A 23,919-nucleotide genomic window follows, 5' to 3' on the forward strand; every position below is an offset into this window, starting at 1 on the left:
AATTATAGTATAAATGGAACGGCGCAAGCGCGCGGCCAAAAAAAGGGAGCGCCGCTAGGGGGCGGCGCTCCTGAAAGGGAAGAGACTTAAGAAGGGGCGGCGGGACAGGGGTAGGCTGGATCCCGCCCGCCCGTCACTTGCCCGCCGGGGAAACCGGCAGGCTCCGGGCCGCCAGGGTGACCTGGGCGGTGGAGGCGAGGACCCGGGACGAGGATCCCAGGGCGATGTCGTACTGGCCGGCCGCGATCGACCAGCCGTGGGCCTTCTCGTCCCAGACGGCCAGCAGGCGCGGATCGACCGTCAGGGTCACGCGCTGGGTCGCGCCGGGGGCGAGGGAGACCTTCTTGAAGCCGGCCAGGCGCTTGGGCGCTTCCCAGCCCCCGGCCTTCGGGGCGACATAGACCTGTGGCACGTCCTTGCCGGCCCGGGCCCCAACGTTCTTGACGTCGAAGCTGACTGTGACCTTGTCGCCGGTCGTGGTGGCCATGAGGTTCGAATAGGCGAACTTGCTGTAGGACAGGCCGTGGCCGAACGGGAACAGCGGCTCGATCTGCTTGAGGTCGTACCACTTGTAGCCGACCGCGGCGCCTTCGATGTCGTAGTTGGTGTCGAACAGCGCGCCCTCGGCCTTGCCGACGCCGTCCAGCTTGGGACGCGGCAGATCGGCCACGCTCTTGGGGAAGCTGACGGGCAGGCGGCCCGAGGCGTCGACCTCGCCGGTCAGGACGCGGGCGATGGCCTCGCCGCCGGACGTGCCCGGATACCAGGCCTCGACCACGGCCCCGACCTTGTTCAGCCAGGGCATGACCACCGGGCCGCCGGTCAGCAGCACCACGACGGTCTTCTTGTTGGCCGAGGCCACCGCGTCGATCGTGGCGTCCTGGTTCTTGGGCAGATTCAGGCTCTCGACGTCCCAGGACTCGGTCGTCCACTGGTCGGCGAAGACCAGGGCCAGCTCGCTCTCGGCGGCGAGCTTCGCGGCGCGAGCGGGATCGGTCCCGTCGTCATAGACCACCTTGGCGTTCGGATAGCGGGCCCGCAGCGCCTTCAGCGGCGAGGAGGGATAGTAGATCACCGGGCCCGGCCAGGTCGCCGGCTCCAGGCCCTTCACCGCGCGGCCGCCGACCGGATAGACCTGGGACGAGCCGCCGCCCGAGATCACGCCGACGTCGGCGTGGCCGCCGATCACCGCGATGGTCTTGGCGGTCCTGGCCAGGGGCAGCAGATCCCCGTCGTTCTTGAGCAGAACCACGCCTTCCTCGGCGTCGGCCTGGGTGATCTTGGCGTGGGCGGCCAGGGTGGCGGCGGGCAGGTCGTGGCTGGTGGGCGTGGGGACCGGATGGTCGACCGCGCCGCTGGCGAACAGGGCGCGCAGGATGCGGCGGGCCATGTCGTCGATGCGGGCCTGGCTGACCTTGCCGGCGGCCAGGTCAGCCTTCAGCGGCGCCCCGAAGAATGGCTCCTTGTCGAAGGCCTCGCCGGCCGATTCCTGGTCGAGACCGGCGTTGGCGGCCTTGGCCGACGAGTGGTCGGCGCCCCAGTCCGACATGACATAGCCCTTGTAGCCCCAGTCCTTCTTGAGGACGGTGTTCAGCAGCCAGTCGTTCTCGCAGGCGTAGGTCCCGTTGACGCGGTTGTAGGCGCACATCACCGAGTGCGGGTCCGACTGCTCGATGGCGAACTGGAAGGCCAGCAGGTCCGAGGTGCGGGCCGCGGCGTCGCCGATATTGCTGCTGACCACGAAGCGGCCGGTCTCCTGGCCGTTCAGAGCGTAGTGCTTGATCGTCGAGATGATGTGGTTGGACTGGATGCCGCGGATCTGGGCCGCGACCATCGCGCCGGCCAGCCAGGGATCCTCGCCGCCATATTCGAAGTTCCGGCCATTGCGCGGCTCGCGCATCAGGTTCACGCCGCCGGCCAGCTGGACGTTGAAGCCCGAGTCGCGGGCCTCCTTGCCGATCATCGCGCCGCCCTTGAAGGCGAGCTCGGGGTTCCAGGTGGCGGCGGTGGCGATGCCGGCGGGCAGGGCGGTGCGTTGGCGCAGGTCCTGGTGGCTGCCCTGGGTGGCGACGCCGACGCCGGCGTCGGTCTGCCACTGGCCCGGAATGCCCAGGCGCGGCACGCCCGCGACATAGCCGGCCGAGGCGTCCAGCGAGTCCTTGTGGCGCGTGTACCTCGGCTTCATGTCCGAGCCGAAGTAGCCGAAGATGACCGTGAACTTCTCGTCGTTGGTCATCGCCTTCAGCACCAGGTCGGCGCGCTGGTCGGCGGAGAGCTTGGGGTTCAGCCAGGGATGGGCGAGCGTGGCGGCCACGGGCTTCTTGGCGGCGTCGGCCAGGGCCGGGGCGACGGTCAACGCCGAGGCGGAAGCGCCGATCAGCAGGGCGAGCTGCAGGCCCCGCCAGGTCATCCGAGTCATGTTTCCTCCGTCGTGGTCTTCGTGCGCCTCGCGCGGCTCTCGGGCCGGGTCGGGGGCGGGGTTCAAGTCTTGCGACGAGGCGGCGAACCGCTCCGGGCTGGACCGGTGGACTCGCGCACCACCAGGCTGTGCTGCGCGAGGAAAGGCGTGTTGGTCTTGCCGGCGCCCTCATTGGCGCTCCAGGCGGCGAAGGTCTGCATCGCGCGCAGGGCCATCTGCTCGAACGGCTGGCGGATGGTGGTCAGGGTGGGCCAGATGACGCCGGCGATCGGCGCATCGTCGAAGCCGACCACCGACAGGTCGTCGGGGATCCGCAGGCCCCGGCGCTGGGCCTCCATGCAGGTGGCGGCGGCCATGTCGTCGTTGGCGGCGAAGATCGCGGTCGGCGGCTCGTCGATGTCCAGCAGCGCCTTGGCCGCGTCGAGGCCGGTCTTGAAGGTGAACTCGCCCTGCACGATCAGCTCGGGCGGCGGACGCGGCAGGCCGCGCGCGGCGTAGGCCTCGAAGAAGCCGTTGCGGCGGTGGGTGCTGGCGGCGTGGTCCGGATGGCCGGCGATGTGGCCGATGCGGGTGTGGCCCAGCGAGAACAGGTGCTCGACCACCTCGCGGGCGGCGGCGCGGTCGTCCATGCCGATGGCCGGGAACTGGGGATCTGGCGTGGTCGGCGTGATCAGCACGCAGCGCACGTCCAGTTCGCGCATCAGCTCCTTCATCGGGCCGAAGTCGCACTCGGGCGGCAGCAGGATCATCTCGCGGATGCCGCCGTCGGTGACGAAGGCGCGGACGCGGTCGGTCCAGCCGGGGACCGGGCCTTCGCTGAGATCGACGGACAGGTGACGGCCGGTCTCGACGCAGGCCAGCAGCAGGGCGTGGTGGACGCGGGTATGGTAGCCGCCGGACGGGTCGCCCATCAGCACGCCGACCGAGCCGGAACCCTGCGAGCGCAGGCTGCGGGCTACGGCGCTGGGCTGGTAGCCCAGGTCGTTCATGGCCGCGCGGACACGTTCGCGCGTCTTGGCGCTGACGCTGTCGTGATCGTTGAGAACGCGGGAGACGGTCTTGGGCGAAACGCCCGCCCGCTCGGCCACGTCGTTGATCGTCGTCATTGGTCCCCGTACCCGCTCAACCGCCAAGCTTGCCGGCGCACACCATCAGTCAAAGGCGGCGTCCGCAAGGCGGCGAACAACCGAAGGCATAGTCCATGTTGTCTCGTCTGTCATGTCGTCAGGACATGAATGGGTCAAAAAATGTCGATCAACAGGACAATTTCGGGACATTTCTAGCTGTCCGATCGCGTAGTTCCTGAGGCTTGGTCTATCAACCGGCGCCGATCGCAAGACACTGTGACGATCGCGCTAAGAGACCGGTACCATTTCAAAGATTATAAATAAAAACAATTATTTGTGTGGATTGATCGCGGCGCGTGGCGCGGGAGTCTGGTTTCAAGGCTACGCCAGGGGTTGAGCTTGCGGATGCGGAAAGCCCTTGTGGTCCAGGAATGACAACGTTGACATTCTTGTTGACTTGATCGGGACATTTGAGGAATGTGACGGCGTTCGATGAAGGCGCGGGGCTGGAGTCGGATATCCGGGCGCCGGGGCCGCCGAGGGATTTGGACAGTCGCCGGACAGGCGGCCGGACAAAGCCAGCAAAGCCTCAAACGTTCCTCGACAGCCGCCGGCAGAGCGGCGGCGCGGGGTGCGGGCGGGCGGCCAATAAGAACGATTTATTTGGGGAGCGAGGAATTGTCACAGGAAGCAAGGAAAGCCGTGCTCAAGCGCGGCCTGACGCTGGCGCTGGTCGCCGGCGCGTCGCAGCTGGCCCTGGCTAGCGGGGCCTTCGCCCAGCAAACCAGCGGTAGCGAGGACGCCACGGTCGAGGAGATCGTCGTCACCGGCGTTCGCGGGTCCCAGATCAAGTCGGTGGACGTCAAGCGCCGCGAGGCCGCCATCGTCGACGCCATCTCGTCGGAAGACATCGGCAAACTGCCGGACGTCACCATCGCCGACTCGCTGCAGCGCATCTCGGGCATCCAGATCCAGCGCGACGCGGGCGAGGGCAAGACCGTCAACATCCGCGGCCTGCGCCAGGTCATCACCCTGCTGAACGGCGAACAGTATCTCAGCGCCGGCAACATGGGCTCGGCCCAGCCGGACCTGCTGGACGTGCCCTCGCAGTTGATGAACCAGGTGCTGGTCTTCAAGTCGACCGACCCGCGCAACGCCCTGTCGGGCATCTCGGGCACCATCGACCTGCGCACCCGCCGTCCGTTCCAGTTCGGCGAAGGCCTGACCTTCACCGGCGCGGCCGAAGCCCAGCGCGGCGACCGCACCAAGAAGGACGACTACCTGGTCAACGGCGTCGTCAACTGGCGCAACGACCGCGTCGGCCTGATGATCGGCGCGGCCGCCAGCGAGGCCAATCTCGGCAACAACTATTCGGGCACCGTCGGCCTGTCGGGTAACAACGACTGGGGCGGCGGCTTCTCGACCAGCTACATCTCGCCCCACGGCTACGAGAGCTTCAACCGCGTGGTCGAGCGCAAGCGGATCGGCGTCAACGCCGCGTTCGAGGCCGACCTGGGCGAGGGCTTCACCCTGATCGCCGAGGGCTTCTACGCCAAGCTCGACGAGTACAATCGCGCCGTCGGCATCAACATCTCCAACCGCTGGGACGGCGGCGCCTTCGGCACCTGGAACAAGCCGACGGTGTCCACGCCGGTGGGCATCGGCAATTGGCTGGCTGTCGACGAGTACGACATCAATGCGTGGTGGGTGAACAGCTTCACCGTCAACCGCACGACCAAGTCCAAGACCAAGAACTACAATCTCGAACTGAACTACGACAACGGCGGTCCGTTCACCTTCGAGGCCCGCGCGATCCGCGCCGACGGCGACCGTCTCAGCATGAACGGCCAGGCCCAGGGCGACCTCAGCAACTGGCGCTACGGCGACGGGCGCTTCAACCTGTTCCGCGACCCGGCCGACCGCACGCGCGGCACGTTCTATCCCAAGGCCATCTGCGACAAGTTCTCGGCCGCGCGCCGGACGAACGCCATCACCGGCAGCGCCGGCGGCTGCTACCTGGATCCGAACCCGCTGGGCTACGGCGCCAATCCGCAGCTGCACTACAACATCGGCGGCGATCATCCGGTGTGGTCGGGCTTCGACACCCCGCTGGCCGGCGGCCTGGGCGCCGGCAAGTCCCTCAAGGACTACATGGCCAACAAGGACAGCTACGCCATCGGCGCCTTCTCGTCGGAAGGCAACAACGAGGTCAACTCGGACATGAACGTGTTCCGAGCCGACGGCCACTACAAGTTCGACGACAAGCTCCTGGGCTTCATCACCAAGATCGACGGCGGCGTCCGCCAGAGCAAGCGCTCGGTCGAAGTCGAGCAGTTCCACCTGTTCTCGGGCTTCTACGGCGGCACGCCGGGCGCGGTTCAGGCCAACGGCACGCCGGTTCCGGCCGGCGGCTGCGAGGCCCAGTGGAAGGCCATCGACGTCGTCATGAACCAGAACCAATGCCAGGCCGGCGAGTTCGTGCCGGATCCGGTCACGGGGCTGCCGGTGTTCCAGGGCTACACGGTCAACGCGCCGACCCGCCTGGACACCTACAACAACGTGGTCTGGGTCGACGACCTGGGCGGCATCACCAGCGGCATCCCGGGCTTCTGGGCCATCGATCCGCATGACTTCGACGACGCGGAAGCCTTCCACAAGAAGGTCTTCGGCGGCGCCATCCGGGTTCAGGTCCCGGGCCAGACCTACGACGTCTCGCTCAACGAGCAGAGCGCCTATGGCGCCACCAGCTTCGAGATCGGCGGCCTGTCGGGCATCTTCGGCCTGCGCGTCATCGAGACCGAGCTGCGCGTGAAGCAGAACCTGACCGGCGACACCCGCAACTACGGCGACACCAACGCCGACGCGGGCGACAATGTCACCGAGCGCAAGTACACCGACTGGCTGCCGTCGCTGAACGTCACCTACGACTTCAACGACCGCCTGAAGTTCCGCTTCGCCTACAGCAAGACCATGCAGCCGCTGGACCTGGGCAACTACGGCGGCGGCCTGAAGATCAACACCGCCGACTGCGGCGCGGCCCTGCCGAACGTCCGCTGCGTCACCAGCGCCGAGGCCTCGGGCAACCCGATGCTGAACCCCTGGCGGTCGCAGAACTTCGACGGCGCCATCGAGTACTACTTCGGTCGCGCCTCGATGCTGAACATCTCGGCTTTCAAGCTGAAGATCGACAGCTTCGTGACCAACGGCGTCACCACCGGCCGCTTCCCCGACCAGGACGGCGTCATCCGCCGCACGGTCAATGTCAGCCTGCCCATCCAGGGCGACGGCGGCGAGGTGAAGGGCCTGGAAGTCGGCGCAAAGCTGGCGGTCAGCGACTTCATGCCCGACCTGGGCATCCTGTCGAACTTCGGCGTGGACACCAACTACACCTACTCGCCGAGCAAGGAGTCGCGCACGGGTCTGGACGGCGAGAAGCTGCCCTTCCAGGACAACTCCAAGCACCAGTTCAACCTGATCGGCTGGTACCAGGACGGCAAGCTGCAGGCGCGCGTCGCCTACAACTACCGCACCGATCGCCTGGCCGAGGTGATGAGCAACAACATCCCGATCTACCAGGACAGCACGGGGTATGTGGACGTGAACGTCAGCTACAACGTTCGCGACAACGTCACCGTCTACTTCAACGGGTCGAACGTCACCGGCGAGATCGAGGATTACTACGCTCGCTTCGCCAAGGGTAAGACCCAGTACATCCGCCAGAACGAGTTCGAGCCCCGCTACACGCTGGGCGTCCGGGCGCGCTGGTAACCGACCCCTCTCACCTCCTGCGGCCGCCGTGGACCCCCACGGCGGCTACCTTTTTGGGAGGCGAGCCGATAGCCTGAAGGCAACCGGACAAAGACGCCGGAGCCGGGAGTTAAGTCATGCAGGACAATCGGATCCGAAAACTCGTGATCGTCGGCGGCGGCACCGCCGGCTGGATGGCGGCCGCGGCGCTGCGCCGGCACTTCCAGGGCGGCCCGCTGGAGATCACCCTGGTCGAGAGCTCCGAGATCGGCACGATCGGGGTGGGCGAGGCGACCATCCCCACCATTCGCGGCTTCTACCAGCAGCTGGGCCTGACCGACATCGAAGTGATGCGGGCCACCCAGGCGACCTGCAAGCTGGGCATCCGCTTCAACGGCTGGGTCCGCGAGGGCCAGTCGTTCATCCATCCGTTCGGCCTGTTCGGCCAGGACCTGCGCGGCGTCCCGTTCCATCACTATTGGCGCAAGCTCGCCCAGGCCGGCGAGCCGACCGACATCGCCGACTACTCGCTGGGCGCGTCGCTGGCGCGGGCGGGCAAGTTCATGGCCCCGCAGCGCAATCCCGGCTCGAGCCTGTCTATCTTCGACTGGGCCCTGCATTTCGACGCGGCCCTGTTCGCCCAGCTGATGCGCCGAGTGGCCGAGGACAACGGCGTGCGCCGGATCGACGCGCGGATCACCAAGGTCAACCTGCGTCCCGAGGACGGCTTCGTCGCCTCGCTGGACCTGCATACCGGGCAGACGGTCGAGGGCGACATCTTCATCGACTGCTCGGGCTTCCGGGGTCTCCTGATCGAGGAGGCTCTCCAGACCGGCTACGAGCACTGGAACGACGTACTGTTCTGCGACCGCGCCTATGCGGTGCAGAGCGAGGGTGTGGGAGATCCCATGCCCTACACGGACGTCACCGCCCACTCGGCCGGCTGGCGCTGGCGCATCCCGCTGCAGCACCGCTACGGCAACGGCTATGTCTATTCCTCGCGCCACATCAGCGACGAGGACGCGGTGGCCGAGCTGAAGGCCGCCGTGCCCGATCCGCTGCTGTTCGAGCCCCGCCAGATCCGCTTCAACCCCGGCCGTCGTAAGCGGGTGTGGAACAAGAACGTCATCGCGCTCGGCCTGGCCTCGGGCTTCCTGGAGCCGCTGGAGAGCACCTCGATCGCCCTGATCGAGACCGGTATCGACAAGATCAAGGCCCTGTTCCCGGACAAGGACTTCGCGCCCGAGCTGGTCGACGAATTCAACGACTGGTCCCGCCGCGAGATGGAGCGCGTGCGCGACTTCATCATCCTGCACTACTGGGCCAACCAGAGGGGCGGCGACACGGCCTTCTGGCGCGACTGCAACGCTATCACCCTGCCGGACACCCTCCAGCGCAAGGTGGACCTCTTCCGCCAGCGCGGCCACTTCGTCCGCTACCGCTGGGAGATGTTCCAGCCGGCCAGCTGGATGGCGATCTACGCCGGCTTCGAGCTGTTGCCGGACATGGTCGACCCGGCCCTGGACGGCATCGACCCCAAGACTCTCAGCGCGCCGCTGGCCGAGATGCGCAGAGCCATCGCCGACGTGGTGGCCTCGGCCCCGCCGCACGGGGCCTTCCTCGAACAATACTGCCGTCCGGCGCCCATGGCGGCGCAGTGAAAAGAATAGCGTGCAGGGAGTAGACCGATGACCGACACCAATCCGAACGCCATCAGGAAGATCGTCATCGTCGGCGGCGGCTCGGCCGGCTGGATCTGCGCCGCGATGCTGTCGCACTTCTTCCAGAAGCGCGGGCCCCAGAACGGCTGCGAGATCGAGCTGATCGAGAGCGAGCAGATCGGCACCGTCGGGGTGGGCGAGTCGACCATCCCGCCGTTCCTGCAACTGATCGCCAGCCTGGGCCTGGACGAGCGCGAGTTCATCCAGGCGACGCAGGCCAGCTTCAAGCTGGCCATCCGCTTCGAGAACTGGCGCAAGAAGGACGAGGTCTACTACCACCCCTTCGGCCAGATCGGCGGTCCGATCGGCCCGCACGAGTTCTACCAGTGCTGGCTGCGGGCCAAGGCCAACGGCCACCCGTCGGGCCTACAGGACTTCGCCCCCGCCACGGTCATGGCCGACCAGTGGAAGTTCATGCTGCCGAACAATCTGCAGAAGACCCTGCTGTCGAACGCCAGCTACGCCCTGCACATCGACGCCAACCTGGTGGCCAAGTTCCTGCGCAAGTTCTCCGAGGACCGGGGCGTCAAGCGCGTCGAGGGCATCGTCGACCAGGTCGTCACCCGCAACGACGGCACGATCGAGAAGGTCATCCTGCAGAACGGCCACGAGGCCGCCGGCGACCTCTTCATCGACTGCTCGGGCTTCCGCTCGATCCTGAACGGCAAGGCCATGGACACGCCGTTCCTGGACTGGTCCGACGTGCTGCTGAACGACCGGGCCATCACCGTCCAGACCGAGAACGTCCGCCAGCCGCATCCCTACACCCTGGCCGCCGCCCAGGACTTCGGCTGGCGCTGGCGCATCCCGCTGCAGCATCGCGCGGGCAACGGCTACGTGTTCTGCTCCAAGTACATCAGCGACGACGAGGCGCGGCACGTGCTGCTCAGCCAGGTCGAGGGCGCGCCGATCACCGACACCTGGCTGGTGCCGTTCAAGACCGGCATGCGCAGCAAGCTGTGGAACAAGAACTGCGTGGCCATCGGCCTGGCCGGCGGCTTCATCGAGCCGCTGGAGTCGACGGCTTTGCATCTGATCTATCGCGGCATGGACTTCCTGCTGCGGTTCTTCCCCGATCGCGACTTCGCCCCGTCGCTGCAGGCCGAATACAACCGCCGCATGGCCGCGGACTACGAGGAGATCCGCGACTTCATCGTGCTGCACTACTACACGACCCAGCGCGACGACACGCCGTTCTGGCGCGAGTACCAGCATGTCCAGCCGCCCGAGAGCCTGCGCCAGCGGATGGAGCTGTTCCGCGAGACGGCCACCCTGCGCGACGGCGTCGACGACATGTTCCGCGCCCCGTCCTGGCAGTCGGTGATGGAGGGCATGGGCGTGCGGCCCAAGCGCTATCAGCAGCTGGTCGACACCGCGCCGTACGAGGTGATCCGCCAGACCCTGGACGCCTCGGCCCCGATCGTGAAGCAGCAGGCGGCGGCCCTGCCGGACATCGGCGAGTTCCTGGCCAAGCATTGCCCGGCCCCGCCGCCCCCGCCGCCGCCGGAACACCGCCGCCCGAAGGCGGCGGCGCCGGCGACCGCCTAGACCGGCTTCGCCAGCAGATCGGCTGCGTCGTCCAGGCCGCGCTTGCGCGCCGCGTCGGCGGGTGTGTCGCCCTTATCGTTGCGCCGCTTCGGGTCCGCGCCGCGCGCCAGCAGCAGGCGGGCGACGGCCACGGCGTCGTCCTCGTCGTCGGGCAGGCAGAACAACACCGTCGGCGCGTCGCCGGGCAGGACCTGGCTCACCCGCTCGGGCTCGGCGTCCAGCACGGCGGCCAGGCGGTCCAGCCGCGCCTGGCTGGCCAGGGCGCGGATGTCGCGGCTGATCGGGGCCAGGCGATCGGCGATGCGGGGCTGGCCCAGCACGACCGCCCAGCTCAGCGGCGTCCCGCCCCAGCGTCGCTCGCGGACATCGACATCGGCGCCGGCGGCCAGCAGGCGCTCGACCGCGTCCAGCGACCCCGACTGCACGGCGCGGTGCAGAGGCGTGATCCCCTCGTGGCCGGCCGCACCGACAGCGGCGCCCAGCTCCAGCAGCAGGGCCACGGCCGGCGCGTTGCCGTGCTCGGCGGCCGACAGCAGGGGGCGGGGGGAGCGCACGACCTCGGGCTGGGCGGCGACCAGGGCCCGGGCTTGCGCCGCATCGCCGCGCGCGGCCAGGGCCTGCAACGCCTCGGCGCCGGCCAGGGCGACCGGGGCCGCGCCGTGGGCTTCCAGCATCTCGGCCATCGCCGTGAAGCCCGACAGCCGGGCGATCGCCAGGATGGGTCGCTTCTCGTAGGCGTGCGGGGTGTTGGCGTCGGCCCCCCGTTCCAGCAGCCACTGGGCGCGCAGCAGGTGGTTCTGGCCGACCGCGTTGCCCAGCAGGTAGTTCAGCGTCGAGCAGCCCAGGTGCTCGCCCAGCCGGCCCTTGGCGATCACCCGCCACTCATCGAGCTGGCCGGCCGCCTCGCAGTGGCGCCACAGCACGTCGTACCAGTGGGTGTCGTGGCCCACGATCGAGACGTTGTAGAGCGTCTGCAGCTCATAGGGCGTCGCGCCCGCCGCGATCAGCATCTCGACCAGGGCCTCGGCCTGCGGGTGGCTGGGCTTGGCGCCTTCGCCCAGGCCGACCGCGCCCGTCATCACCTTGAACGGATTGTCCCAGCCGTCGTTGAACGCGAAATTCGGATCGGCCCCGGCGTCCAGCAGGCGCCGGGCGATGGCCAGGCCGTTGACCGCGTCCAGCCGGCCGTAGGCGACATGGTCGAGGGCGGTCCAGCCCCGGACGGGATCGACCCGCGTCGCGGCTTGCGGATCGCGGGCCAGATGCCGCTCCACCGTCTCGAGGTCACCGCAGGCCGCCGCCGTGAACAGGCTGTCGCGCGCCAGGTCGGGATAGCGCTTGAGGATCCGCCGGGCGATGGCCGGCTCTCCGTCCCAGCCGTGGCGCAGGATCTGTTCGATCCGCTGGCTGCGGGTCTGGCGGTCGATCGCCAGGTCGTCGAGGGCGGCCGTTAGGGCGATCCAGCTCTCCTGGCCGTATTCCAGGGCCAGGGCCTGCTGGACGTCGCGCAGGCCAGGCTCGGCCGGGGCCTTGGACCAGGCGGCCGCCAGCCGGGACCGGGCCGCGGGATCGCCGGCGCGCAGGGCCTTCAGCCACCGCTTGGCGTCCTTGCGCAGAGTGTCGAGTTGCGTTTTGGGCGTGAGCGCACGGCTCATGGGAAACCTTCCTTCCGATGGCCGAACGTCCGCTTACGAAGGGCCGGAAGAAGGCTCGTAAGATACCTGGAAGGTCAGGCTGGATGGGAGCAGTCTCCCTTGCCGCGGACAGGCGGCGCTCCAGAAGCGCGCTGCCGATATCAAGAGCGCAGCGCGCCTGGCCCGTCAACCGGCGACTAGGCCGGATCGACATTTCAGCTTTGAGCCACCCAAACCCGCTCATCCCCGCGAAAGCGGGGACCCAAGCAGCCTCTCAGCATGCTTTGAGCGCCGAAATTGACCCTCTAGCTCAGCTTGGGTCCCCGCTTTCGCGGGGATGAGCGGTGATAGGATGCTGAATCTAGACAGCCTTGATGAAGGTCGATCCGCTAGACCCGCTTCATGCTGATGATCTTGACCGGCGGGTTCAGGATCTGGCCCTTCATCGACGGGACGTTGGTCGGGCCGTCGGTGCGGCCGGCCAGGATCTTCTTCACGACGTCCATGCCCTGGACCACGTAGCCGAACACGGCGTAGCCCTGGGCCGCGTCGGACTTGCCCGGCTTGGCGTCCAGATAGGGCTGCGGGCTGGCGCAGATGAAGAAGTCGGCCGTGGCCGAGCCCGGCGCGTCGCGGCCCATCGAGACGGCGCCGGTCGTGTGCTTGAGGCCGGTCTTCAGCGTGCTCTCGTGGGCGATCGGCGGGGCGCGGCGGGAATAGGGCTTGGGCTGGCCCTGGATCGAACCCGCGCCCTTGGCGCCCTTGGCCCGGTTGGCGCGGAAGAACTGTCCGCCGTCGAAGCGATGCCGGTCGACATAGGCCAGGAAATTGGCCGCCGTGATCGGGGCCTTCTTGTCCTCCAACTCGACGACGATCACGCCCTTGTCGGTCTCGATGGCCACGCGCGGCTTGCCGGCGGCGAAGGCTGGGGAGGCAGAGAGGGCGGCCAGGGCGCCGATCAGCGCGCGGCGGGCGATCTTCGAGACGGTCATGGCGGCTCCCTGGGTTCGGGTCGGTGATGGCACAACATTTCCGCGCCGTCAGCCCGGTCGCGGCCATGGCGAACGATGTTGTTCCGTGCGAGGTCTGCGGCGAGCGCCCGTTCGGAGAAGCCCATGCTGTACGCCATCCTGGCCTATCACGTCGAAGAGACGGTCCAGTCGTGGTCGCCGGACGAGGACGCGGCCCTGATGAGCGACCTCAACGAGGTCCATGATCGCCTGACGGCCAAGGGCCAGCTGGGACCGGCCGCGCGGCTGGGCGGCACCGGCGGCGGCGTCACCCTGCGCGGCCCGGGCCGGGGCTTCATCACCGACGGCCCGTTCGCCGAGACCAAGGAGCAGTTGCTGGGGTTCTATGTCGTCGATGCGGCGACCCAGGACGAGGCCGTCGACATGGCCCGGGACCTGCGCAAGGCCAATCCGACCGCCGTCTACGAGATCCGGCCGATCCTGCTGTACCTTCCCGGCGCGCCATTTCCCGTCACCGAGGCTCCTCCGGCCGGTTGACGCAGCGTCCCCAAGAAAAGTGACCGCTACCAGATTTCCTCGGTCGCAAGAGTCACGTTCGTCGAGTTAGGGTCTGCGCGCATTGGGGCGACCGCGGGGGACACGCGGCGCGTTTGAGGGAAGGGACTAAGCGTATGGGGGCTGACAGCCAAGCCGCGACCGCGCCGACTGGACAGGGCAAGGGCCGTGACGCGCTGGTGATCGGGGCGTCTTCGCTCGGCACCGTGTTCGAGTGGTACGACTTCTATCTCTACGGCTCGCTGGCCGCGATCATCACCAATCACTTCTTTTCGGGCGTCAACGAGACGACCGGCTTCATCCTGGCGCTGCTGGCCTTCGCCGCCGGCTTCGCGATCCGGCCGCTGGGCGCGGTGATCTTCGGACGCCTGGGCGACATCTGGGGCCGCAAGAACACCTTCCTGATCACCATGCTGTTGATGGGCCTGTCGACCTTTGTCGTCGGCCTCCTGCCGTCCTACGCCCAGATCGGCGTCGCGGCCCCGATCGCCCTGGTGGTCATGCGCCTGGTCCAGGGCCTGGCCCTGGGCGGCGAGTACGGCGGCGCGGCCACCTACGTCGCCGAGCACGCCCCGGAGGGCAAGCGCGGCTTCTACACCAGCTGGATCCAGACCACGGCGACCGTGGGCCTGTTCCTGTCGCTGGCGGTGATCCTGGTCACCCGCACCCAGCTGGGCGAGGAGCAGTTCAAGGCCTGGGGCTGGCGCATCCCGTTCCTGGTCTCGATGCTGCTGCTGGGCGTGTCGCTGTGGATCCGCCTGAAGCTGCACGAGAGCCCGACCTTCCAGAAGATGATCTCGGAAGGGAAGGGCACCAAGAAGCCGCTCGCCGAAGCGTTCGGCAACTGGAAGAACCTCAAGGTCGTGCTGCTGTCCCTGGTCGGCCTGACCATGGGACAGGCGGTGGTCTGGTACACGGGCCAGTTCTACGCCCTGTTCTTCCTGGAAAAGACGCTGAAGCTGGACGGCGCCCTGTCCAACACCCTGGTGGCGGTCGCCCTGCTGATCGGCACGCCGTTCTTCGTGATCTTCGGCTGGCTGTCGGACAAGATCGGCCGCAAGCCGATCATCATCCTGGGCTGCCTGCTGGCGGCGGCGACCTATTTCCCGATCTTCAAGGGCATCACCACCTACGCCAACCCGGCCCTGGCCCATGCCGAGGCCTCGTCCCCCGTGGTGGTGTCGGCCGACCCCGCCACCTGCGCCTTCCAGTTCGACCTAATCGGCAAGGCCAAGTTCAACACGCCCTGCGACGTGGCCAAGGCCTACCTGGCCAAGGCCGGGGTCAGCTACAGCGTCCACGCCGGTTCGGCCGGCTCGCCGACCTCGGTGCAGGTGGGCGCGGTGAACCTGGACGGCTTCGATCCCAAGGGCGCGACCGGCAAGGCCTTCGCCGCCGCCCGCAAGGGCTGGGAAGGCGAGCTGGGCGACCAGCTGAAGGCCGCCGGCTATCCGGCCAAGGCCGACGCGGCGCTGGTGAACAAGCCGGCGGTCATCGGCCTGCTGGCCCTGCTGGTGATCTATGTGACCATGGTCTACGGCCCGATCGCGGCCATGCTGGTCGAGCTGTTCCCGACCCGCATCCGCTACACGGCCATGTCGCTGCCCTATCATATCGGCAACGGCTGGTTCGGCGGCTTCCTGCCCACGACGGCCTTCGCCATCGTGGCGGCCACGGGCAACATCTACTCCGGCCTCTGGTATCCGGTGATCATCGCCGGAGTGACCGCCGTTATCGGAGGTCTGTTCCTGAAGGATACGCGGCACAATCCGATCGAGGATTAGGCAATCGACCTTGCGCGACCCGGCGACGACGCCGTCGCCGGGTTGCCTTCCCGCCGCTAATCCGCTTGGCTGCGCGCCGAGGGGAGCGTTGATGGCTCAAGACGACGAAGACAGGCGCGCCTGGTTTCGGCGGGAAATCCTGCCGCTGGAGCCGGACCTGCTGGCCTATGCCCGGCAGTTCTGCCGCGACGGACAGACCGATCCCGAGGACCTGGTCCACGAGACGTTCGCGCGCGCCATCGCCTGCAAGACCTGGCGCGAGATCGGCAATCCGGGCGCCTTCGCAACGCGCATCCTGCGCAACTGCGCCCTGGACGCGCTGCGCCGTCGCAAGGTGCTGACCATAACCGCCGTCGCCGACTTCGAGCGCATCGAGCCGATAGACGAGGCGCCCGGCGCCCACATGATGCTCGAATCACGTGAGGAACTACGCGCCCTGGCCGACGCGATCGCGGAGCTGCCCGCGCAGTGCCGCCGCGTCTTCACGTTGAGAAAAGTTTACAGCCTCTCGCCGGACGAGATAGCGGTTAGGCTCGGCCTCTCCGTCTCAACTGTTGAGAAGCACTTGGTGAAGGGCCTCCGGTACTGTTCCGACAAGTTGGGACGTCGTATCGGGCGCAAGAGTAAGGTCGACGAAGGACGCTCATGGAGCGCGAGACGGGATCACGACGCGAAGCGGTGAGGCAGGCGGCCGCCCTCTGGGTGGTCAAGCTTGACGACGCTTCGTGTTCCGCCGCCGACCGCGCCGCCTTCGAGGCCTGGCGCGCCGAAAGCCATGAACACGAAGCCGCCTTCGAACGCGAAGCCGTCGCCTGGGCGCGGCTCGACCGCCTGCGCGCGTTCCGGCCGGGCCTGGAGCGGCCCGATCGTGACCTGCTGGCGCCCGAACGCCGCCTGACCCTGCCCCTAATCCTGCCCAAGATCAGCCGTTCGCCCTGGGCGCGGGGCCTGGCCGCCGCCGCGGCCGTGGCCCTGACGGTGACCGGCGTCATGACCTTCGGCGGCGGCACGGCCTACGCCACCGCCATCGGCGAGCGCCGCGTGGTCGTGCTCAGCGACAACAGCCGCATCGAGCTGAACACCAACAGCAAGGTCGTCGTCCGCTATCGCCACGGCGTGCGCGAGGTGAAGCTGGTGCGCGGCGAGGCGGTGTTCGAGGCCGCCAAGGACGCGCGGCCCTTCCTGATCAAGGCCGCCGACGCGGTGATGCAGGCCGACGCCGGGGCCGAGATGGCCGTGCGCCTGCGCTCGGACGGCGCGGCCGTGACCGTCAAGCGCGGCGCTGTCGACCTCGATCCCGAGCCCGCCGAGCGCAAGGACGAACTGCGGCTGAAGGCCGGCGTCACGGCGATCTACAGCTCGGCCGGCAGCCGCTCGCGGGCGGTTTCGGACAGCGAGATCGACCGCGCCCTGGCCTGGCGCCAGGGCGCCATCGCCCTGAACGGCCAGTCGCTGGAGCAGGCGGTGGCCGAGTTCAATCGCTACAACCGCCAGCAGATCAGCATCGTCGACCCGTCGATCTCGGGCCTGCGCCTGGCGGGCTACTTCCAGACCACCGAGCCCAAGAGCTTCGTCACCGCCGTGACCAGCGCCTTCCCGGTGCGGGCCTCGGAAGGGACCGACGGCGCGATCCGCCTGACGCGGCGCGGGTAGGCCGAAAAAAGTTCCTTTCCTCGATGGCGGAAAACCGACGCTACGCCGTCGGTGTCGTGAAGGCGCTCTCCCGTAGGGGATTGGAGGGGGCCGAGAGGGGTTACCAAGAAAAATGTCGATCGACACGCGTCGCCGCACCGTTCGCGGCTTCCTGATGGCGTCCGCCGCCGTCCTGGTCCTGGCCGGTCCGGCCCTGGCGCAGGAGGCCCGTCACAGCTTCAACATCCCGGCCGGCGACGCGGTGACCGCGCTGCAGGCCTTCGCCAAGCAGTCGGGCAAGCAGGTCCTGTTCCCGTTCGAGGCCGCCACGGGCAAGCGCACGCCGGCGGTGACCGGCGACGTCGCCGACGCCGACGCCCTGTCGCGCCTGGCCAAGGCCGCCGGCCTGGTCGTCGCGTCCGATGACGGCAAGACCATCACGCTGCGCCAGGCTCCGGCCGAACTCCCCCAGTCCCAGGGCGCGGGGGCCGGCGCGACGAATGAAGAGGCTCAGATCGTCGAAGCCATCGTGGTCGTCGGCTCGCAGATCGAAGGCGCTCGGACCACGGAAGCCCTGCCGGTGACGGTGGTCGGCGAGAAGGAAATCATCGCCACCGGCGCGGTGTCGGGCGACGAGCTGTTCCGCTCGATCCCGCAGGCCGGCGACGTGCAGTTCCAGGAAGCCCGCACGACCGGCAACCTGAACGACGCGCGCGGCGACGTCTCGTCGCTGAACCTGCGCAGCCTGGGCACGGGCAACACCCTGGTGCTGCTGAACGGCCGCCGCGCCGTGCTGGCGCCGGGCACCCAGACCGAGAATCTGGTGCCGGTCCAGACCGTCAACACCAACTCGTTCCCCGTCTCGGGCGTCAAGCGGGTGGAAGTGCTGCGTGACGGCGCCGCGGCCATCTACGGCGCCGACGCCGTGGCCGGCGTGGTCAACATGGTGCTGGACACCAAGTTCCAGGGCCTGCGCGTCGAGACCCAGCTGGGCGGCTCGGAAGGCACGGGCTACCGCGAAGGCACGTTCAACGTGAAGGCCGGCACGCGCCTGGAGGACGGCACCCGCCTGACCTTCTTCGGCAACTACACCGCCCACAGCCGCATGATGGCCAGCGAGCGCGACTACTCGGCCAGCGAGGATCACCGCGACGCTCTGGCCGGCACGGCCTGGGCCACGGACACGGCCTTCGACAACCGCTCGACCTCCAGCCCCTGGGGTTCGTTCACCCTGATCCCGTCCTCGACCGCGCCGCGCCAGAACGGCGTGGCCCTGACGACCTCGGGCGTGTTCCACATCGAGCCGACCTCCAACACCGCCGCCGGCTGCTCGTCGGGGACGCTGTCGGGCGACATCTGCATCCGCGCCGGCACGATCACGGGCACGAACGATCGTGTGCTGCGCTACAACGAGAACGCCGACCGCACGCTGAAGGGCGGCCTGGAGCGTACGAACCTCTTCTCGACCGTCGAGCATGACTTCGGCGACATCACCGCCTACGGCGAGGCCGGCTACTATCACGCGCTGTTCACCGGCAGCCGCGAGCAGTCCGCTCCCCTCAGCTCGGCGCCGATCAGCATCGCCGCGAACGCCTACTGGAACCCCTTCGGCCCGACGCTGCTGGCCAACGGCTCGGCCAACCCGAACCGTCTGTCGGGCCTGACCGGCGTGGCGACCTCGGGTGTGGCGATGACCATCACCACCTATCGCCCGGTCGATACGGGTCCGCGCACCTACACGGTGACCGACGACAGCTTCCGCGTCCTGGGCGGCGCCAAGGGGTCGTGGAACGGTTGGAAATGGGACAGCGCGCTGCTCTACTCCGAGGCCCGCACCAAGGACATGACGCATAACGCGATCAGCAACACGCTCTTCCAGGCCGCGCTGAACCGCACCGACTCGTCGGCCTACAACCCGTTCAACGGCGGTTCGCTGACCGACTACTCGGGCGCCGACGCCACGCCCAACAGCCAGGCGACGATGAATTCGTTCCTGGTCAACGTCTACCGGATCAGCAAGACCTCGCTGCTGATGGGCGACTTCAAGGTGTCGAAGAAGGACCTATTCCAGCTGCCCGGCGGCGACGTCGGCTTCGCGGCCGGGGTCGAGCTGCGCCGCGAGACCTATGACGACGATCGCGACGACCGCCTGGACGGCACGATCACCTACACCAACAGCGTCACCGGCTTGACCTATGGCAGCGACGTGATGGGCGCCTCGGGCTCTCCGGACGTCTCGGCCCACCGCTCGATCGCCTCGGCGTTCTTCGAGCTGGCCGTGCCGGTCATCTCGCCCGAGATGAACATCCCGTTCGTCGAGGAGATCAGCCTGCAGATCGCCGCTCGCGACGAGCACTATTCCGACTTCGGCAACGTTCTGAAGCCTAAGGGCGCGATCTACTGGAAGGTGGGCCAAGGCTTCGCGCTGCGCGGCTCGGTCTCGCAGAGCTTCCGCGCGCCGAACCTGCCGCAATTCTACAGCGACGGGACCTCGGTCTCGAACACCCGCACCGACTGGGCGGCGTGCAAGATCAACAACCCGTCGGCCACCACCTGCTCCAGCGCCGGCACGATCGAGGTGCGCAGCGGCAACCAGAACCTGAAGCCGGAAGAAGCCGACAACGCCACCGTCGGCTTCGTCTACCAGCCGCGCTTCATCCCGATGGAATACGGCAAGCTGACCCTGACCACCGACTTCTGGTCGATCCGCGAAAAGGGGGTGATCGGCATCCTGGGCGGCGGCAACCAGATCGCCCTGGACTGGCTGCTGCGCCAGCAGGGCTCGTCCAACCCGAACGTGGTGCGCGACGCGCCGGTCGGCTCCAACACCGTTGGGGCGATCGCCTATATCAACGACACCTACGCCAACCTGCAGCCGCGGATGGTTCAGGGTGTCGACTTCTCGCTGGCCTACGACCTGGACGACACCCCCTGGGGCGACTTCGGCCTGAACGTCAACGTCGCCAAGCTGCTGAAGTACGACCAGTCGCCGAGCCCGACCGAAGCCCTGCTGCAACAGGCCGTGGCGGCGGGCCAGTTGCCGGGCGTGTCGATCACTAGCTCGGGCAACCAGATCGGCATCGGGGGCAATCCCGAGTTCCGCGGCAGCGCCAGCCTGACCTGGCGCAAGGACGGCTGGGGCGCCGGCGCCTTCGTCAACTATGTGGGCGAGGTCTACGACACCGGTTCGACCCTGACCGGCGGCGAATACTACCAGATCCCCGCCTGGACGACGGTCAGCCTGTACGGCCAGTACGCGTTCGGCGAGGGCCGGTTCGATGGCTCGACGGTCCGTGTCGGCGTGCGCAACATCGCCGACAAGGATCCGCCGATCTCGTCCAGCAACTTCGGCTACTACGGCTCGCTGCACAATTCGACCGGCCGCTACTGGTACATGAACGTGTCCAAGCGGTTCTAAGGCCTCAAGCCCTTGGAGCGCCTAGCGCTCCGGGGGCAAAGACGATCGCGTCATAGGGGGCATCCTCACCCCCGAGCGTCCCCGAAGGCGCGATCATTCGGCGCCGGAGCTGCCCCTCCGGCGCCGATTTCATTTTCGCGTTTGCGCTAGATCAACGTCGCCGTTCCGGGGGCGGCGCAAGTTTCGTTTCGAGGTCTGGCGAGGGGCTGCGGTCCGGCGTCTGGCACGGTCCTCACGGTTCGACGTCATCGCCAGTCGACGTCGGACGGTTGCTGCTCTCGGGGCGGCTCCCCCAGTGGTCCCGAGCGAGATCGGCGCCGGATTCCCCTCCGGCGCCGATTTTTATTTCGCGGCTCTGCTTCAAACGCCTCCAATACCCACCTCCCCGGCGAAAGCCGGGGCCAGATTCATCCTGGGGCGACGGATATGAAAGCGCCCTCCGTCGAGGGACGACGAAGGGCGCTCTGGGTTCGATCTGGGCCCCGGCTTTCGCCGGGGAAGCGGTTTATTTGCTCGCCACCGCCGGCCCGTACAGCAGGCCGTTGAACAGGAACTTGAACGTTCCGTACGACTGGGCCCGCTGGGTGATCTCCGGACCGAAGGCGAAGACCTTGCCCTTGCCGACGTCGATGTCGAGCATGGCGGTCGAGCCCTTCAGCTTCTCCTGACCCACGGCCCAGCCGCTGCGCAGCGGCTTGTCGGTGTCGAACCAGGCCACGCGCGACACGCCCTTCACGTCGGGCTTCACGGTGAAGGCCGGGCTGCGGTCGAAGAACACGTCCACCTGGTCGGAGGCCCCGTAGGCCAGGGGCTGCTTGGGATCGACCTTGGCGCGCAGCACCGAGCCGGGGATGTAGAGCTCGCGGTTGGTCAGGGCCTTCAGCTGGCCGTTCTCCATCTTGGCGGTGGCGACGTCGACCGGCGCGCCCAGGGCCGTGGCCAGGCGCGTCGAGGCGCCGATGGCCACCACCGTGCCGCCGCCCTTCACGAACTCGGCGATCTTGGGCAGGGTCTTGTCGTCGCTGACGCGGCCCAGCCACGCGCGATATTCGGCCGGGATCTCTTCCGGCTTGGGCTGGGTCGAGGGACGGCCGGCCTTGAACGGACCGTCGGCCGGGGCCGGGACCGTGCCGTCGGCGAAGACCAGCACGTCGAAGTCCTTGGCGATGTCGCCGGCGTCCAGGCGCTGAGGATAGACGACCTGGAAGGGGGCCTCGAACTTCTCGAACATCCAGCGGTTCCAGCCCGAAGGCATCGAGCCGCCATAGACGTCCACCAGGCCGATGCGGACCGGCTTCAGGGCGATGGTCGCGCCCGACGGCTTGCCGCCGACGGCATAGGCGTCGATCCCAAGATCCTTGACGCCCTTGTCGATCACCGCCTTGGCGGCGGGCGAGGCGGGGACGAAGATCGCGCCGGGGCCGAAGGCCATCTTGCCGGCCTTGGCGCCGTCCTTGACCCAATAGACCTTGGCGCCGGCCTTCAGCAGGCGGTTGGTCAGGGTGAAGCTGCCGTTGGTCTCGTGGCTGACCAGCCAGCCCGCGCCGCCCGAACCCTTCACCGCGCCCGGCGTCACCGTGATCAGGTCCGGCACGCGCGTCGTCGGGGCCTCGAAGCCGTCCAGGATGCGGTCGAACTTGATCCCCATCTGGTAGGCCAGGGTGTAGCCGGTGACGTCATAGGGCGCCTTGGGCGGGCCGCCCGGGTACTCGAGATCGTGCGGGTGGTCCTGCGGCTCGAACATGTCCAGCACGTGCGGGCGATAGGCCTGGGCGGTGCGCACCACGTACGAGCCGGCCGGATAGGTCTTGCCGGCGATGGTGAAGGGCTTGGACGCCTTGTCGACGTCGACGCCGGTCTTGATCAGGGCGTTGAGGAAGGCGACCACGGTGGGCATATCGGCCTGGTCGGCGGGGATGACGTAGGCGCGGGCGTCGCGGCTCTCGGGCGTCTGGATCACCGACTTGAACAGGGTCGGGTCGACCGCCGCGCCGTACGGGCCGGGCTTGCCCTTGCCGGCGGCCGCCAGTTCGTCGACCTTGGTCGGGGTGATCGTCCAGCTGTCGCGCGAGCCGCGCTTGATGCTGTTGTCGCCCATCTTCCAGATGTTGAAGAGCAGGCGCTCCTTGTTGCGGGCGGCGTAGTCGATGACCGCGCGGTTCATGGTCCACTGGTAGTCCAGCGAGTCCTGCAGGTGCCACTCGCGCGGGGCGATCGGGGCGGGGCGGTCGTTGCCCGGCAGCTGCAGTTCCGGCACCAGGTTGACCGTCGTCGGGGTCGGGCCGCCGATAATCTCGGTCAGAAGGCCGATCGAGTTGTGGAAGTAGGCGACCGACCGTTCCATGCCGTTGTGCCAGGTCGAGTAGGGCGCGGCGCTACGGGCGCCCGAGCCGGGCTTGTCCTCGGCCACCAGGCGGCTGTGCATGGCCATGCCGATCTCTTGCAGCTCGGTCATGACCAGCGGGTCGTAGTTGAAGTTGAACGGGTCGCGGAACGGCGGGACGAACACCACCATGCCGTTGGGGCCGGTCTGGTGCTGGTTGTAGACGATCTGCGGATACCACTCGCGGAACAGCTGCTTGTTGACGTTGGTGGTCTCGGCCATCGACGACATGAAGCTGTCGCGGTTGTTATCGTGGCCGATGTACTTGTGGTACAGGCGCGGCAGCGAGTTGAACTCGCGCTTCTTCGGATCCTGGTTGCGCATGTACCAGTCCGAGATCATCTCCATCCCGTCCGGATTGTCCTGGCCGAACAGGATGATGGTGTCGTCCAGCATGCGCAGGGTCTCGGGATCGTCCTGGCTGAGCATGCGGTGCAGGACCTGGATCTGGCCCTGCGAGGTGATGGTCTCGCTGGCGTGCAGGCCGGCGTCGATCCAGACGATCGCCTTGCCTTCGGACGCCAGCCTGCGGGCCTCGTCCTCCTTGACGCCGTCGGCCTTGGCCAGCTTGCGGGCGATCTCCTTGTAGCGGTCCAGCTTGGCCAGGTTGGCCGGCGACGAGACGATGGCCACCCACATGGTGCGGCCTTCCTCGGTCTTGCCGATGTCGACCAGCTTCATGCGGTCGGACTGGCCCGCCAGGGTCTTCAGATAGGCCTCATAGGCGGTGTAGTCGGCGAGGAAGTAGTCGCTGCCCACCGGCTGGGCGAAGGCCTTTTCCGGCGGGGTGATGTCGGCGGCGAGCGCCGCGCCGCCAAACCCAAGAGGCCCGCTGAAAGCCAGCACCAAGCCCAAGGCCGCACCGGCCATCGCTCCGCTACGCGTCATATCCAACCCCGTAAGCCCTCGGCGGACGCATCGGCGCGTCGGCCCCTCTTAAGACTGACGCAAGTGGAGAGCGTTTCCGCACCTTCGGCAACGGACGGCCCAGCCCATTTTTTCGGATCGCGCGACGTGCGGGCAAACGAAAAGGGGCCGTC

At 67.9% G+C, this 23,919-nt stretch carries 13 protein-coding genes; 8 read left to right on the forward strand and 5 right to left on the reverse strand.

Annotated features, from left to right (window positions below; all coding sequences use genetic code 11):
* Positions 1 to 133: 133 nt before the first annotated feature.
* Positions 134 to 2,419 (reverse strand): beta-glucosidase family protein, encoded by a 2,286-nt coding sequence (locus K8940_RS05040; RefSeq protein ID WP_223393425.1) that lies wholly within the window; start codon positions 2,417 to 2,419, stop codon positions 134 to 136.
* A gap of 62 nt (positions 2,420 to 2,481) precedes the next feature.
* Positions 2,482 to 3,525 (reverse strand): LacI family DNA-binding transcriptional regulator, encoded by a 1,044-nt coding sequence (locus K8940_RS05045; protein WP_223393426.1) that lies wholly within the window; start codon positions 3,523 to 3,525, stop codon positions 2,482 to 2,484.
* 639 nt (positions 3,526 to 4,164) lie between these two features.
* Between K8940_RS05045 and K8940_RS05050 the strand changes: the two genes are divergently transcribed.
* The 3 genes from K8940_RS05050 to K8940_RS05060 all read left to right on the forward strand — a co-directional run bounded on the left by K8940_RS05050 (position 4,165) and on the right by K8940_RS05060 (position 10,502).
* Complete coding sequence (locus K8940_RS05050; RefSeq protein ID WP_223393427.1) at positions 4,165 to 7,254, forward strand: TonB-dependent receptor; 3,090 nt, start codon at positions 4,165 to 4,167, stop codon at positions 7,252 to 7,254.
* A gap of 116 nt (positions 7,255 to 7,370) precedes the next feature.
* Positions 7,371 to 8,894, forward strand: coding sequence for a tryptophan halogenase family protein (locus tag K8940_RS05055; RefSeq protein ID WP_223393428.1), 1,524 nt, complete (start codon positions 7,371 to 7,373; stop codon positions 8,892 to 8,894).
* A gap of 27 nt (positions 8,895 to 8,921) precedes the next feature.
* Positions 8,922 to 10,502: a tryptophan halogenase family protein gene (locus K8940_RS05060; protein WP_223393429.1), complete on the forward strand. Its 1,581-nt coding sequence runs from the start codon at positions 8,922 to 8,924 to the stop codon at positions 10,500 to 10,502.
* Here K8940_RS05060 and K8940_RS05065 read toward each other — a convergent pair.
* Both K8940_RS05065 and K8940_RS05070 read right to left on the reverse strand, forming a co-directional pair.
* Positions 10,499 to 12,157, reverse strand: a complete 1,659-nt coding sequence (locus K8940_RS05065; RefSeq protein ID WP_223393430.1) for an ankyrin repeat domain-containing protein — start codon at positions 12,155 to 12,157, stop codon at positions 10,499 to 10,501. The genes K8940_RS05060 and K8940_RS05065 overlap by 4 nt on opposite strands.
* 368 nt (positions 12,158 to 12,525) lie before the next feature.
* A complete protein-coding gene (locus K8940_RS05070) occupies positions 12,526 to 13,128 on the reverse strand; it encodes a peptidylprolyl isomerase (RefSeq protein ID WP_223393431.1) in 603 nt (200 codons plus the stop codon).
* Positions 13,129 to 13,251: 123 nt separating this feature from the next.
* On the opposite strand from K8940_RS05070, the gene K8940_RS05075 reads away from it, so the two are divergent.
* The 5 genes from K8940_RS05075 to K8940_RS05095 all read left to right on the forward strand — a co-directional run bounded on the left by K8940_RS05075 (position 13,252) and on the right by K8940_RS05095 (position 20,496).
* Positions 13,252 to 13,644 (forward strand): YciI family protein, encoded by a 393-nt coding sequence (locus K8940_RS05075; protein ID WP_223393432.1) that lies wholly within the window; start codon positions 13,252 to 13,254, stop codon positions 13,642 to 13,644.
* Positions 13,645 to 13,778: 134 nt separating this feature from the next.
* Positions 13,779 to 15,446 (forward strand): MFS transporter, encoded by a 1,668-nt coding sequence (locus tag K8940_RS05080; RefSeq protein ID WP_223393433.1) that lies wholly within the window; start codon positions 13,779 to 13,781, stop codon positions 15,444 to 15,446.
* A gap of 88 nt (positions 15,447 to 15,534) precedes the next feature.
* Complete coding sequence (locus K8940_RS05085) at positions 15,535 to 16,128, forward strand: RNA polymerase sigma factor (RefSeq protein WP_223393434.1); 594 nt, start codon at positions 15,535 to 15,537, stop codon at positions 16,126 to 16,128.
* The gene (locus K8940_RS05090; RefSeq protein ID WP_223393435.1) at positions 16,092 to 17,099 is read left to right on the forward strand and encodes a FecR family protein; all 1,008 of its coding nucleotides are present in this window, start codon (positions 16,092 to 16,094) and stop codon (positions 17,097 to 17,099) included. Before K8940_RS05085 ends, K8940_RS05090 begins: the two co-directional genes overlap by 37 nt.
* Before the next feature lie 112 nt (positions 17,100 to 17,211).
* Positions 17,212 to 20,496 carry a TonB-dependent receptor gene (locus tag K8940_RS05095; RefSeq protein WP_223393436.1) on the forward strand — a complete coding sequence of 1,095 codons (3,285 nt, stop codon included), beginning with the start codon at positions 17,212 to 17,214 and terminating at the stop codon, positions 20,494 to 20,496.
* Positions 20,497 to 21,001: 505 nt separating this feature from the next.
* Here the strand turns inward: K8940_RS05095 and K8940_RS05100 are convergent.
* Positions 21,002 to 23,767: a M14 metallopeptidase family protein gene (locus K8940_RS05100; RefSeq protein ID WP_223393437.1), complete on the reverse strand. Its 2,766-nt coding sequence runs from the start codon at positions 23,765 to 23,767 to the stop codon at positions 21,002 to 21,004.
* Positions 23,768 to 23,919 lie beyond the last annotated feature (152 nt).

The organism is Caulobacter segnis (genome assembly GCF_019931575.1).
Lineage (GTDB): Bacteria > Pseudomonadota > Alphaproteobacteria > Caulobacterales > Caulobacteraceae > Caulobacter > Caulobacter segnis_C.